Consider the following 13,938-nt stretch of genomic DNA (forward strand, 5'->3'; position numbering starts at 1 on the left):
TCCCCCGAGCGGCCTTCTGCGTTTTTCGTGCGGCCCGAAGGCGCCGGCGACGTTCAGTCGTCCCGCGGCGCGTCGAGTCCGGGAAACAGCACCTCGGTGAACCCGAACTTCGAAAAGTCCGTGATGCGCATCGGATAAAGCTTGCCGATCAGGTGATCGCACTCGTGCTGGACGACGCGCGCGTGAAAACCTTCCGCGAGCCGCTCGATCGCGCCGCCGAACTGGTCGAAGCCCTGATAGCGGATCATCGAGTAGCGCTGCACCGCGCCGCGCAGGCCGGGCACCGAGAGGCAGCCTTCCCAGCCCTCCTCCATGTCGTGCGAATTCGGCGTCACGATCGGATTGATCAGCACCGTCTCCGGCACCGACGGCGCGTCAGGATAGCGCTCGTTGTAGCCGAAACCGAAGATCACGACCTGCAGGTCGACGCCGATCTGCGGCGCGGCGAGCCCCGCGCCGTTCGCGTCGCGCATCGTGTCGAACATGTCCTGCACGAGCGCGTGCAGTTCCGGCGTATCGAAATGCTCGACCGGTTGCGCGATGCGCAAGAGCCGCGGATCGCCCATCTTCAGTATTTCGCGAATCATGGAGTCACTCCTTCCAAAAGCCTGCGCATACCGTCTTCGTCGAGCACGGGGATGCCGAGTTCCTCGGCTTTGGCGAGCTTGCTGCCCGCCTCCGCCCCCGCCACCACGTAATCGGTCTTTTTGGACACCGAGCCGGCCACCTTCGCCCCGGCCGATTCCAGCATTTCCTTCGCTTCCTCGCGCGAGAGCGCCGGGAGCGTGCCCGTCAGCACGACCGTCTTGCCCGCCAACACGCCCTGCGGCGCCCTCGGCGCGGGCGGCCCTTCGGGCCACGACACCTTCGCGCGCAACTGCTCGATCACATGCTGGTTATGTTCTTCGGAGAAGAAGTTGTGGATCGATTCCGCGACGACCGGCCCGACGTCGTTCACTTCCAGCAATTCCTCGACCGAGGCCGCGATAATCGGATCGAGCGAGCCGAAATGCTTCGCGAGGTCTTTCGCCGTCGATTCGCCCACATGGCGGATGCCGAGCGCGTAAATGAAGCGCGCGAGCGTGGTCTTCTGTGCCTTTTCGAGCGAATCCAGCAGGTTCTGCGCGGATTTGTCGGCGAAACGGTCGAGCGCGGCGAGCGTGGAAAAGCCGAGATGGAACAGGTCGGCCGGCGTGCGCACGAGATTCTGCTCGACCAGCTGGTCGATGATCTTTTCGCCGAGGCCGTCGATGTCGAGCGCGCGGCGCTGGGCGAAGTGCCACAGCGCCTGCTTGCGCTGCGCGGGGCAAAAGAGGCCGCCCGTGCAGCGCGCGATGGCTTCGTCCGGCAGCCGCTCGATCTTCGAGCCGCACACCGGGCATTCGGTCGGCATCACGAACTCGCGGGCGTCGTCGGGACGCCGGTCCAGGATCGCGCCGACCACTTCCGGAATCACGTCGCCCGCGCGCCGCACGATCACCGTGTCGCCGATGCGGATGTCCTTGCGGCGCACTTCATCTTCGTTGTGCAGCGTCGCGTTCGTGACCGTCGCGCCGCCGACGAAGATCGGTGCGAGCCGCGCCACCGGCGTGATCGCGCCCGTGCGGCCGACCTGCACGTCGATGGCGAGCAGTTGCGTGAGCGCTTCCTGCGCCGGAAACTTGTGCGCGAGCGCGAAGCGCGGCGCGCGTGAGACAAAACCGAGCTTGTCCTGCTCCTCGCGCCGGTTGACCTTGTAGACGACGCCGTCGATGTCGTACGGCAGGCCGTCGCGCTTCTCGCCCGTCTTGCCGAAGAAATCGAGCAACCCTTGTGCGCCATCGACCACGCCGCGCTCCGAATTCACCGGCAATCCCATCTCGCCGTACCAGTCGAGAAGCGCCGAGTGCGTCGGCGGCATCTCGGCGCCTTCGAGCACGCCGATGCCGTACGCGAAAAACGACAGCGGACGTTGCGCCGTCATCTTCGGATCGAGCTGGCGAAGGCTGCCCGCCGCCGCATTGCGCGGATTCGCGAATTCGCGCTGCTCCGCCTCGCGCTGACGCGCGTTGAGCTTGTCGAAGTCGCGCTTGAACATCAGCGCCTCGCCGCGCACGTCGAGCCGCTTCGGCACGTTCCTGCCCTTCAGCTTCAGTGGAATCGAGCGGATCGTGCGCACGTTCGCCGTGACGTCTTCGCCGGTCGCGCCATCGCCGCGCGTGGCGGCCTGCACGAGATGCCCGTCGTCGTAGCGCAGCGAAATGGCGAGGCCGTCGAATTTCAGCTCGCACGCGTACTGCACCGGCGCGTAACCGAGCGCGTCGGACACGCGCTTGTCGAACGCGACGATGTCTTCCTCGGCAAAGCCGTTGTTGAGCGAGAGCATCGGCACGTCGTGGACGACCGGCTCGAAGCCCGCCGCGACCTGGCCGCCGACGCGCTGCGTGGGCGAATCGGGCGTGATCAGATCGGGCTGGTCGGCTTCGATCTGCTGCAATTCCTTGAAGAGCGTGTCGTATTCGGCGTCGGGCAGATCCGGCTGGTCGAGCACGTAATACGCGTAGTTCGCGCGCTCTAGTTCCGAGCGCAGCCAGCCGGCGCGCTCCGCCGGCCGCTCGGCGCCCGGCACGGGCGCCACGGATTTCGACTTGACGGCGGATTCGGCTTTCGTTTTGGCGGACATGCGTGGCAAGACGGAGTGGGTGGCAATGAGAAGAAATCCGGTCGTTCGATTGTCTCAGAAGATCGGTAAAGCGTGGCATCGGCCGGACGGCCAACCCGCGCGGGCCCGTGCGCGCGCGCACAAAAAATCGCGCTCCCGGTTCAGTCCCATCGGGAGCGCGATGTCGTGGTCCGGCGGGTGACGACAGTGACGCCGGACGCTTACTGGCTGAAGAGCCGCCGCGTCGCGGCCGAGCCCGCCGGGATCCCGGCCTGCTCCAGCTTCGCGTAAAGCGTCATCAGCTGCTTTTCGATGGCGATCAGCGCCGATTCCGGCAGCGGCCGGCGCTGGTCGTCGACGACGCGCGCGCCGATGCGTTCGGACAGCGACTTCGCGTAATCGCACATCAGGCGGAACGGGAGAATGTCTTCGTCGGCGACCGGCACGTCGAGCACGAGCGTGATCATCTGGCCGCCCTTGTACGTGAGGTCGTCGCGCAGGAAGTTGGTATCGCCGAACTGGAGCATGAAGACGGGGTTCTGCTTCGCGTCGAGCTTGACGAAGCGCGTGCCGTCGCGCGAGAGCAGCAGGCCGTCCTGCGACGCCACCGCCTGCACGTAGTTCGCGGACCACGGCGCGCCGTCCGACAGGATGTTGATCGAGAGCTGCGCGTCGCACTGGGCGGCGAACGCGTCGAGTTCGCGCGCCATGCCAACCGTCTCCAGCATGTCGGGAAATTCCGGCGCGCCGTCGATGGCGTCGGCAAAACGCTGCACGCCCGTCACGAACTCGGAGAATTCCAGTTCGTTGAGCGGCCCGCTGCGGTTCGCGAGTTGCGCCGCCGCGCGCAGTTCCTCGTAGCGCGCGCCGTTCTTGAGCAATTCCCAGGTGGACTCGCCTTCGGGCTTGCCCTCGATGTTCACCGGCTTGGTTCCCGCGCGGCGCAGACGCTGCGCGAGCGGCACGAGCTTGTCGCCGGCGATCGGCGAGCTCAGCCGGATCGGCACGACACAGTCGATACGCCGATCGACAAGCGCGGGCGTCGCCGAGGAGAACGTCGTCGCGGCGGGCACGATCGGCTCTTCGGACTCCGTCCCTTCGCTTTCGACGGACGGCTCGCCATTGTTCGACGTCGCTTCGGCCTGGAGATCGACGGCGGTATCGGCCGGCGCGACACCGGGCATCGGCGCGCCGCCGAAACTCGGCTCGACGCGCGCTGCTGCGTTCTGTTCGTGGGCGGCGGCCTCGCCCATCGCGGGCTCGCGGCGCGCGGGCCGTACCGGCTCGATGAACGGATGTTCTTCGTCCGTTTCCTGGCGGGCGAGCGAATCCGCGGCTTCCTCGGGCATCGGGCGCGGCATCCTGCGACGCACCTTCGCGCTCTGCCACGCGTTGTAAACCACGACGCCGCCCACCACCACGGCGCCGGCGCCGATCAAACCGAGTGTCAACTCGTCCATGCACGCTCCATCATTCTTTCTAGTTGCGATGCGCTGCGCGATCTGTCGCGCACGCTGTTTTTCAGCGCGCGCCAACTCCGCGCCTCGCGCGTAAGGCCGGAACGCAGTTCCGGCCTGCTCGGGTTCAAAGTCTTTCAGCCAGCATTCTGTGCGAATCCGGCCGCGGATTCCATGTCCACGGCAACGATCCGCGACACGCCCTGCTCCTGCATCGTCACGCCGATCAGCTGCTGTGCCATTTCCATCGCGATCTTGTTGTGCGAGATGAACAGGAACTGCGTCTTGACGGCCATCGCGCGCACGAGGTTCGCGAACCGCTCCGTGTTGGCGTCGTCGAGCGGCGCGTCCACTTCGTCGAGCAGGCAGAACGGCGCCGGATTCAACTGGAACATCGCGAAGACGAGCGCGGTGGCCGTCAGCGCCTTTTCGCCGCCCGAAAGCAAGTGGATGGTCGAATTCTTCTTGCCGGGCGGCTGCGCCATCACCTGCACGCCGGCGTCGAGAATTTCGTCGCCGGTCATGATGAGCTTTGCCTGCCCGCCGCCGAAAAGACGCGGGAACAGGTCGCCGAAATGGCGGTTCACTTCGTCGAAGGTGCCTTGCAGGAGCGCGCGCGTTTCCTGGTCGATCTTGTGGATCGCGTCTTCCAGCGTGTTGATCGCGCTGTTCAGGTCGGCCGACTGGGCGTCGAGGAATTCCTTTCGCTGCGTGGCCGCCGCCAGTTCGTCGAGCGCGGCCATGTTGACGGGCCCGAGCGCCGTGATCGCGTTGCTCAGACGCGTGACCTCGCCCTGCAGGTACGACGGCTTCATGTCCGGCGTGAGCTTCGCCTGCAACTCGGCTTCGTCGACACCCGCCGCCTGCAACTGCTCGACGAACTGCTCGCCGCTGATGCGCGCCGCCTGCTCTTTCAACTGCAATTCGTTGATGCGCTCACGCAGCGGCTGCAACGAACGCTCGACGGTCAGGCGCGCTTCGTCGGACTGGCGCAGGCGCGCGGTCAGGTCGTCGAGTTCGATGCGCGCCGCGTGCAGCGTCTCTTCCTTCGCCGCGCGGATGTCGAGCGCGTCCTGCAAACCGGTTTGCGCGGTCTGCTCGTTGATGGTTTCGAGTTCGGCGCGCGCGTCTTCGAGCGCACCCGCGACGCGTTCGCTCTGGTCGTGCGCCGTGTCGATGTTGCGCTTGTATTCCTCGATCTTCGCCGCGAGACCGCGCACCGCGAAGCTCGCGTCGCTCGCCGCGCGTTCCAGATCGCGCGCTTCCTGGCGCGCGTTCGTGAGCGACTCGTCGAGCGCTTCGAAGGCGAGCTGGTTGTCTTCGAAACGCGCCTGCAGTTCGGCGAGTTCGGCGTCGTGACGCTCGAAATTCGCTTCGGATTCCGCCCTGAGCGCGCGCTGTTCGTCGATTTGCGCCTTGATCTCTTCGAGTTCCTCGCGGATCTGCGTGCTGCGCTGCGTGTAACGCTCGTGCGCCTGCGTGAGCTTCAGCACGTCGAGTTGCAGCGCGTGGACGCGCTGGGTCGCGCGCTCGGCGGCCGAGCGCGCATCCGTGAGCGCCTGCGAGGCCTGCGTGTGCGCGGCCTCGGCGCGCACGGCGGCGGCCTTCGCTTCGTCGGCGAGGAGCGCCTGCGCGCGCACCTGACGCGTGAGGTTTTCGATTTCCTGCTGGCGCGCGAGCATGCCGGCCTGTTCGGAATCGGCCGCATACAGGGCAACGCCGACGCGCGAAACCATATGCCCCGCCTTCACGACGAACGCCCCGCCTTCGGGCAGTTGCGCACGCGCGGCGAGCGCCTGGGCGAGATCGTCGGCGATGAAAATCGTGCCGAGCCAGTCGTTGAGCACCGCGCGAATGCCCGGATCGTCGATGCGCACGAGCGACAAGAGCGGCCGCAGGCCTTGCGGCGTCTCCAAAGGCCGGCCGGCTGGCGGCGGTGCGTAAAACGCGAGCTTGGCGGGCGGCGCGTCGGTGGCGAACGCCTTTACCCAGTCGAGATTCGAGACTTCGAGCGCCGTCATCCGCTCGCGCAGCGCGGCTTCGAGCGCCGTCTCCCAGCCCGCTTCGATATGCAGCTTCTTCCAGAGGCGCGGCAGACCGCCCAGCTCGTGCTTGTCGAGCCACGGCTGGATCTTCCCTTCGGTCTGGACGTTTTCCTGAAGCTGCTTCAGCGCGGCAAGCCGCGCTTCCAGTTGATGGTTCTGCGCGCTTTCGGCCTGCACGCGCTCCTGCGCCGCGCGGCGCTCGCCGTCCAGACGCGGCAGCGTGGACTGCGCATCCGCGAGACGCGCCTGCGCGTCCGCGAGAATCTCCTCATGCTCGGCAAGCTGCATGCGCAACTCTTCGAGTTGCGCTTCGTCGGGTGCGTCGAGGCCGCCCGCTTCCGTCTTCAACCGCTCGTGACGCTGCTGCAATTGCTGAAGCTGCTGGTCCGCGTTGCGCTGATGCGCCGCTTCGAGCTTCAACGCCTGCTCGGTCTGCGCGATGCCGCCGCGCTCTTCGTTCAGTTGCGTCTGCGCGTCACGCCAGCGCCCTTCGAGCGCGGGCAGTTCGTCGTGCCTGGCGGCCGCCGTTTCCTGCGCGATGGCCGCTTTTTCCTCGCCAATGCTCAGCGCTTCTTCTGCGTCCTCGATCTCGCCGCGCGCGCGCTCGGCCTGCATCTGCCATTGCTCGCGCTGCGCCGTGAGCGCCGCGATCTGCGCCTGCACGCGATTGCGCGACTCGACGATGAAGCGGATCTCCGCCTCCAGCCGGCTCACTTCGGAATTCGCTTCGTAGAGCGCGCCCTGCGCGCCCTGCATCGCGTCGCTCGCGCTGTAATGCGCGACGCGCAGCGTCTCCAGTTGCGCTTCCACTTCCCGCAGACGCGCAGTCTGCGCTTCGAGTTCGATCTGCGCGTCGCGGATCGCGCGCTGCTGGCGCTCGGCTTCGTTGCCCGCCTCGTTCTTGCGCAAAAGCCACAGCAGACGCTGCTTCTCTTCGCCCTCAGCCTGCAACTGCTTGTATTTCGTCGCGACGACCGCCTGCCCTTCGAGTTTTTCGAGATTCGCGCTCAGCTCACGAACAATATCTTCGACGCGCGTCAGATTTTCGCGCGTGTCATGCAGACGATTCTCGGTTTCGCGACGCCGTTCCTTGTACTTCGACACCCCCGCCGCTTCTTCGAGGAACACGCGCAGTTCTTCCGGCTTCGCCTCGATGATCCGCGAGATCATGCCCTGCCCGATGATCGCGTAGGCGCGCGGGCCGAGACCCGTGCCGAGGAAAATGTCCTGGATGTCGCGGCGGCGTGCCGGCAGGTTGTTGATGTAGTAACTGGAGGTGCCGTCGCGCGTGAGCACGCGCTTCACGGCGATTTCGCCGTAGGTGCTCCACTGGCCGGCGGCGCGGCCGTCGGCGTTATCGAAGATCAGTTCGACGCTGGCCCGGCTGCCGGGCTTGCGCGCCGTCGAGCCGTTGAAGATCACGTCCTGCATCGATTCGCCGCGCAGCTCCGAGGCGCGCGATTCGCCGAGCACCCAGCGCACGGCGTCGATGATGTTGGACTTGCCACAGCCATTCGGTCCCACGACGCCGACCAGCTGGCCGGGGACCTGGAAATGCGTGGGATCGACGAATGACTTGAAGCCAGCGAGTTTTATCGAGGTCAGACGCACGGCGATATCGCTGTTGGAAAAGAATGCTTGGCGTATCTCTGATACGGGCCGGCGGGCCTTCTCGCGCGCTCTGGATCATGCGCGGCGTGGCCGTCGCCGGTCGAATTGCTCTCGGGCCTGATGCGTGCTCAAGGCTGCGATCAATACGCTGCCGTCGCGCGAAACACGTGCAATCAACGACTTAGAACCGCTTTGCGGAATCGTCCGATTGACGGGTCGGCACGGCCTTCGCGAGCGGTCACAATCATACCATCGCGCGTGTCGATTTCTTTTTGGCGGCGGCTTCGCCGGGCGGCCCGGCGGGCGCATTGTCGCGATGCACCCAGCTCGACAGCACGCATGCCACGACGATGCACGCGCCGCCCGCCCATTCGCGCGGGCCCGGCACTTCGCCCGCGAAAAACCATGCGGAAAGCGCCGTCACGACGAGTTCGAACAGCATGATGATCGACGCGCGATTGGCCGGCACCTTCGCGAGACCGATCTGCACCAGCATGTTGTTCGATGCGAGCACGACGCCGAGCCCGATCACGATGAACGCGACCATGCCCATCTGCGAGGCGGCGGGCGGATTCGGCATCGCTTCAAAGAGCGTCGCGAACGCGGCGACGATCGCCGCGCCGCCGAAGATGGTCGCGGTGCGCATTTCGGGCTTCAGGTCCGGCAGCACGCGGCTCACCTTGACGATCAGCACGTTGCTCATCGCGAAGCCCATGCCGCCCATGAGGCCCGCCCATTCGGCGAGATTCGCGGGCAGCGGCATGCCGAGTTCGGGCGACCAGAGCATCGCCATCGCGCCCGCGAGCGACAGCGCCGCGAGCGCGACACCCGATCGCGTGAGCCGCTCATGCAGGATGAAATGCGCGAAGAGCGCGGTCCACGCGGGCGTCAGGTAGAAGAGCAGCAGCACGCGCATCACCTGGCCGTGGATCGCGCCCCACACGAAGCCGATGTTGGTCACGCCGGCGGCGAGCGCGAGCGCGACGAGCAACCAGTGCCACGACATCGACGCGATCGCCCGGCGCCGGACGATCAGCACGAAGAGGCAGGCGGCGGCGCTCGTCGTCGCGCTGGCGGCGGTGCCGGTGAGACCGAGCGCGGCCAGCATGCGCATCGGATACCAGACGAGGCCCCAGACGGACGCGCCCAGCATGATCGCGAGCGTGGGCAGCGTGTTCGCGAGGCGCGGGCTCATCGCGGCTCACCTTGGTGCTCCCCTTGGTGTATAGCCACGCGAAGCGAGTCTGCTTGCGCACACTTGTCCCTCACGACCGTCTGCCTCTGCGCGGCCCGCGACGCGATGCTTCCTGTTTCAATCGACTGCATTCACTGCTCCATCATTCATCCGCAGACCTCGCTCGCCGTCGGCGAACCGCTTTCTGCGCGGCCCGGCGGCCCGTATGGTCCGAATCGCCCGTATGCGCCGCTGTATAATCGAACGCTTTCCCGCGTCAATTGCGGGAGCGCTTTCCTGGTATCCCGAGCCGCGGCCCGCTGCCGCCGATTCCCGGTCCCGTGCCGCGACATCCGATCGCCCACCGCTCCGGCCGTCGCCCAAGCAAGCCGTGCCAAGTCCTCATTTGCCGCCGTCCGACGACCTCGCCGTGAACCCTCTTCTTCAGAAACTCCAGCCGTATCCGTTCGAGAAGCTGCGCGCGCTCTTCAAGGGCATCGAGCCGCGTGCCGGCGTCAAGCCGATCAGCTTCGGCATCGGCGAGCCGAAGCATCCGACGCCCGCGCTCGTTCGCGATGCCGTCGTGAATGCGCTCGGCGGCTTGTCGTCGTATCCGGCGACGCTCGGCAGCGAGCCGCTGCGGCAGGCCATCGCGGCGTGGGTGAAGACGCGCTACCACCTTCCCGCCGTCGATGCCGCCACCGAAGTGCTGCCGGTATCGGGCTCGCGCGAGGCGCTCTTCGCACTCGCGCAAACGGTGATCGACAGCCGGTCGACGAACGCGGCCGAACCGCCGATCGTACTCTGTCCGAACCCGTTCTACCAAATCTACGAAGGTGCGGCGCTCCTCGCGGGCGCCGAGCCGTACTTCGTGAACAGCGACCCGGCGCGCAACTTCGCCTGCGATTACTCGGCCGTCCCCGCCGACATCTGGGCGCGCACGCAACTGCTTTATGTCTGCTCGCCGGGCAACCCGACGGGCGCCGTGCTCACGCTCGACGACTGGCGCGAACTTTTCGCGCTGTCGGACCGCCACGGCTTCGTGATCGCCTCCGACGAGTGCTATTCCGAGATCTACTTCGACGAAGCCGCGCCGCCGCTCGGCGGCCTGGAAGCGGCGCACCGGCTCGGGCGCGGCTTCGAGCGCCTCGTGATGCTGTCGAGCTTGTCGAAACGTTCGAACGTGCCGGGCATGCGCTCGGGCTTCGTCGCGGGCGATGCGTCGATCTTGAAGGACTTCCTGCTGTACCGCACCTACCACGGCGCGGCGCTCTCCACGGTGTTCCAGACCGCGAGCATCGCCGCCTGGCAGGATGAAACGCACGTGCGTGACAACCGCGCGAAGTATCTGCAAAAATTCACGACCGTCACGCCGATGCTCGCGGACGTGCTGGACGTGCGCCTGCCCGACGCCGCCTTCTATCTCTGGGCGAACGTCGCGCGCACCGGCCTGACGGACACCGAGTTCGCGGCGCGTCTCTACGCCGACTATAATGTGACGGTTCTGCCGGGCTCCTTTCTCGCGCGCACCGCGCACGGCACGAATCCCGGCGAGGGGTTCGTGCGCATCGCGCTCGTCGCCGACGTCGACGAATGCGTCGAGGGAGCGCGCCGCATCGTCGAGTTCTGCCGCACGCTCGCGCGTGCCGCCTAAATCCATCCTTCCTTACCGATACCACCGACATGTCGCAACAACTTCAGCAGATCATCGATAACGCCTGGGAAAACCGCGCCGAACTGTCGCCGAAAGCCGCGCCCGCCGAAGTGCGCGACGCCGTCGCTCGCGCCATCGAGCAGTTGGACCGTGGCGAAATGCGCGTGGCCGAGAAAAAGGACGGCGAGTGGATCGTGAACCAGTGGCTCAAGAAGGCCGTGCTGCTGTCGTTCCGCCTCGAAGACAACGCGCCGATGCCGGCGGGCGGCGGGTCCGTCAATTACACGCAGTTCTATGACAAGGTGCCGTCGAAGTTCGCGAACTACACCGCCGAAGACTTCGCGGCGGGCGGCTTTCGCGTCGTGCCGCCGGCCATCGCGCGCCGCGGCTCGTTCATCGCGAAGAACGTCGTGCTGATGCCGTCGTACACGAACATCGGCGCGTATGTCGACGAAGGCACGATGGTCGACACCTGGGCGACGGTCGGCTCGTGCGCGCAGATCGGCAAGAACGTGCATTTGTCGGGCGGCGTGGGCATCGGCGGCGTGCTGGAGCCGCTGCAGGCGAACCCCGTCATCATCGAGGACAACTGCTTCATCGGCGCGCGCTCGGAAGTGGTGGAAGGCGTGATCGTCGAGGAGAACTCGGTCATTTCGATGGGCGTCTATCTCGGCCAGAGCACGAAGATCTACGATCGCGAAACGGGTTCGGTCACGTATGGCCGCATTCCGGCGGGATCGGTCGTGGTCGCGGGCAACCTGCCTTCGAAGGACGGTACGCACAGCCTCTATTGCGCGGTGATCGTGAAGAAGGTCGATGCCAAGACGCGCGCGAAGGTCGGCCTGAACGAGCTCTTGCGAGGCGACTGATCGTGGCGAAGAAGACGGTCGTCTACGGCATCCCGAACTGCGATACCGTGAAGAAAGCGCGCGTGTGGCTGGAAGAACACGGCGTGCCGTTCGAATTCCACGACTTCAAGAAAGCGGGCGTCTCGACCGCGCTGTTGCAGGACTGGCTGAAGGACGTGTCGCTCGATGAGCTCATCAACCGGCGCGGCACGACCTGGCGCGGCCTCTCCGACACCTACAAGGCCGAAGCCGGCACGACCGCCGGCGCGATCGCGCTGATGATCCACAAGCCGTCGATCATCAAGCGGCCGGTCGTCGTCGTGAACGGCCGCGTGAAGACGCTCGGCTTCTCGGCCGAGCAGTACGAAACGCTGTTCGACTGAAGCGCCGATTGCGCCGTTTGCGCCGATTAATCCGACTGCCGGCCGCCGCGCCGGCATTTTTCATTTCAAAGTGGCTCGAATAATGTCCGGCACCCTCCTCCTCACCGAAGACCTGATCGCGCGCGCGTCCGTCACGCCCGACGATCAGAACTGTCAGGCGCTCCTCGTCGAGCGGCTTAGCGCGATCGGCTTCGACTGCGCGACCATCGAATCGGGCGGCGTCACGAACCTGTGGGCGGTGAAGCGCGGCACGCAAGGTGCCGACGGCAAGCTGCTCGCGTTCGCCGGCCACACCGACGTCGTGCCGACCGGTCCGCTCGAACAATGGAGCTCGCCGCCCTTCACCCCGACCCATCGCGACGGCAAGCTCTACGGACGCGGCGCGGCGGACATGAAGACGTCGATCGCGGCGTTCGTCGTATCGAGCGAGGAATTCGTCGCGGCGCATCCCGCGCATCGCGGCTCGCTGGCGTTCCTCATCACGAGCGACGAGGAAGGCCCGGCGACCGACGGCACCGTCAAAGTAATAGAGGCGCTTAAGGCGCGCGGCGAACGGCTCGACTACTGCATCGTCGGCGAGCCGACGTCCTCGGCCACGCTCGGCGACATGGTCAAGAACGGGCGGCGCGGCTCGATGTCGGGCAAGCTCGTCGTGAAGGGCGTGCAGGGGCACATTGCGTATCCGCACCTCGCCGAGAATCCGATTCACCTGCTCGCGCCCGCGCTTGCCGAACTCGTCGCCGAGCACTGGGACGAAGGCAACGAATACTTTCCGCCGACCACCTGGCAGGTCTCGAACCTGAAGAGCGGCACCGGCGCGACGAACGTGATCCCGGGCCACGCGGAACTGCTGTTCAACTTCCGCTTCTCGACGGCGAGCACCGTGGAAGGCCTGCAACGCCGCGTCCACGCAATTCTCGACCGGCACGAACTCGACTACGACCTCAGCTGGACCGTGAGCGGCCTGCCGTTCCTGACGCCGCGCGGCTCGCTTTCGAACGCGCTCGAAACCGCGATCTTCGATGAAACCGGCGTGCGCACGGAGTTGTCTACGACGGGCGGAACGTCGGACGGGCGCTTCATCGCGCGCATCTGCGAACAAGTGGTGGAATTCGGGCCGCCGAACGGCAGCATCCACAAGATCGACGAACATATCGAAATCCAATTCATCGAGCCGCTCAAGAACGTGTACCGGCGCGTGCTCGAACAACTGATCGCCTGAGAACAAAGGAGCCTTGCGATGGCGCTGCCCTTCACCACCGTGCGCGACCTGCTGCGCTTCGGGGTATCCCGCTTCACCGAGGCCGGACTGTCGTTCGGCCATGGCTCGTCGAATGCGTACGACGAAGCCGCTTATCTGATTCTTCACACGCTGCACCTCCCGCTCGACACGCTCGACCCGTTCCTCGACGCGCGCCTCCTCGACACCGAAATCGACGCCGTCATGAAGGTGATCGAGCGCCGCGCGAAAGATCGCGTGCCGGCCGCGTACATCACGCACGAAGCGTGGATGCACGGACACCGCTTCTACGTGGACGAGCGCGTGATCGTGCCGCGTTCGTTCATCGGCGAACTGCTGCAGGACGGCTTGCAGCCGTACGTCGCCGATCCGGACCAGGTGTCGCACGTGCTCGAACTGTGCACCGGCTCCGGGTGCCTCGCGATTCTCGCGGCGCAGGCGTTCCAGAACGCGGACATCGACGCCGTCGACATTTCGGCGCCCGCGCTCGAAGTCGCGCATCGCAACGTGGACGAATACGGCCTCGACGAGCGCATCGCGCTTTACGAAGGCGATCTGTTCGCGCCGTTGCCGGGCGGCCGCTACGAAGTGATCATCACGAACCCGCCCTACGTGAACGCGACCGCGATGGGCAACCTGCCGGCCGAATACCGTCACGAGCCGGAACTCGCGCTCGCGGGCGGCGCGGACGGCATGGACGTCGTGCGGCGGATCGTGGGCGAAGCGCGCAAGTGGCTGACCGAGGACGGCGTGCTCGTCGTCGAGATCGGCAACGAGCGCGAGAACGTCGAGGCATCGCTCGGCGGGCTGGATCTGGTCTGGCTCTCGACCAGCGCCGGCGACGACAACGTCTTCCTGATCCAGGCGGCCGACCTGCCGGACTGA

10 protein-coding genes are annotated in these 13,938 nt (G+C 66.2%); 5 read left to right on the forward strand and 5 right to left on the reverse strand.

The window, feature by feature from the left end:
• Positions 1 to 53: 53 nt before the first annotated feature.
• The 5 genes from def to AWB66_RS11695 form a co-directional block, all read right to left on the reverse strand.
• Positions 54 to 587, reverse strand: a complete 534-nt coding sequence (gene def / locus AWB66_RS11675) for a peptide deformylase (protein ID WP_062639549.1) — start codon at positions 585 to 587, stop codon at positions 54 to 56.
• The gene (gene ligA, locus AWB66_RS11680; RefSeq protein ID WP_087630454.1) at positions 584 to 2,662 is read right to left on the reverse strand and encodes an NAD-dependent DNA ligase LigA; all 2,079 of its coding nucleotides are present in this window, start codon (positions 2,660 to 2,662) and stop codon (positions 584 to 586) included. Before ligA ends, def begins: the two co-directional genes overlap by 4 nt.
• Positions 2,663 to 2,862: 200 nt before the next feature.
• On the reverse strand, positions 2,863 to 4,101 hold the full coding sequence (locus tag AWB66_RS11685; RefSeq protein ID WP_087630455.1) for a cell division protein ZipA C-terminal FtsZ-binding domain-containing protein: 1,239 nt from the start codon (positions 4,099 to 4,101) through the stop codon (positions 2,863 to 2,865).
• Between the two features lie 134 nt (positions 4,102 to 4,235).
• The gene (smc, locus tag AWB66_RS11690) at positions 4,236 to 7,754 is read right to left on the reverse strand and encodes a chromosome segregation protein SMC (RefSeq protein WP_087630456.1); all 3,519 of its coding nucleotides are present in this window, start codon (positions 7,752 to 7,754) and stop codon (positions 4,236 to 4,238) included.
• Positions 7,755 to 7,998: 244 nt separating this feature from the next.
• A complete protein-coding gene (locus AWB66_RS11695) occupies positions 7,999 to 8,949 on the reverse strand; it encodes a DMT family transporter (protein WP_087630457.1) in 951 nt (316 codons plus the stop codon).
• A gap of 409 nt (positions 8,950 to 9,358) precedes the next feature.
• Here AWB66_RS11695 and dapC point away from each other — a divergent pair, with 409 nt between their 5' ends.
• The 5 genes from dapC to prmB all read left to right on the forward strand — a co-directional run bounded on the left by dapC (position 9,359) and on the right by prmB (position 13,938).
• Positions 9,359 to 10,582, forward strand: a complete 1,224-nt coding sequence (dapC, locus tag AWB66_RS11700) for a succinyldiaminopimelate transaminase (RefSeq protein ID WP_087630498.1) — start codon at positions 9,359 to 9,361, stop codon at positions 10,580 to 10,582.
• Between the two features lie 29 nt (positions 10,583 to 10,611).
• Positions 10,612 to 11,451: a 2,3,4,5-tetrahydropyridine-2,6-dicarboxylate N-succinyltransferase gene (gene dapD, locus AWB66_RS11705; RefSeq protein ID WP_087630458.1), complete on the forward strand. Its 840-nt coding sequence runs from the start codon at positions 10,612 to 10,614 to the stop codon at positions 11,449 to 11,451.
• A 2-nt stretch (positions 11,452 to 11,453) separates the two neighbouring features.
• Positions 11,454 to 11,813 carry an ArsC family reductase gene (locus AWB66_RS11710; RefSeq protein ID WP_062639822.1) on the forward strand — a complete coding sequence of 120 codons (360 nt, stop codon included), beginning with the start codon at positions 11,454 to 11,456 and terminating at the stop codon, positions 11,811 to 11,813.
• 82 nt (positions 11,814 to 11,895) lie between these two features.
• Complete coding sequence (gene dapE / locus AWB66_RS11715; RefSeq protein WP_087630459.1) at positions 11,896 to 13,035, forward strand: succinyl-diaminopimelate desuccinylase; 1,140 nt, start codon at positions 11,896 to 11,898, stop codon at positions 13,033 to 13,035.
• A gap of 18 nt (positions 13,036 to 13,053) precedes the next feature.
• Complete coding sequence (gene prmB, locus AWB66_RS11720) at positions 13,054 to 13,938, forward strand: 50S ribosomal protein L3 N(5)-glutamine methyltransferase (RefSeq protein ID WP_087630460.1); 885 nt, start codon at positions 13,054 to 13,056, stop codon at positions 13,936 to 13,938.

It is taken from the genome of Caballeronia telluris, assembly GCF_001544495.1.
Taxonomy (GTDB): Bacteria; Pseudomonadota; Gammaproteobacteria; order Burkholderiales; family Burkholderiaceae; genus Caballeronia; species Caballeronia telluris.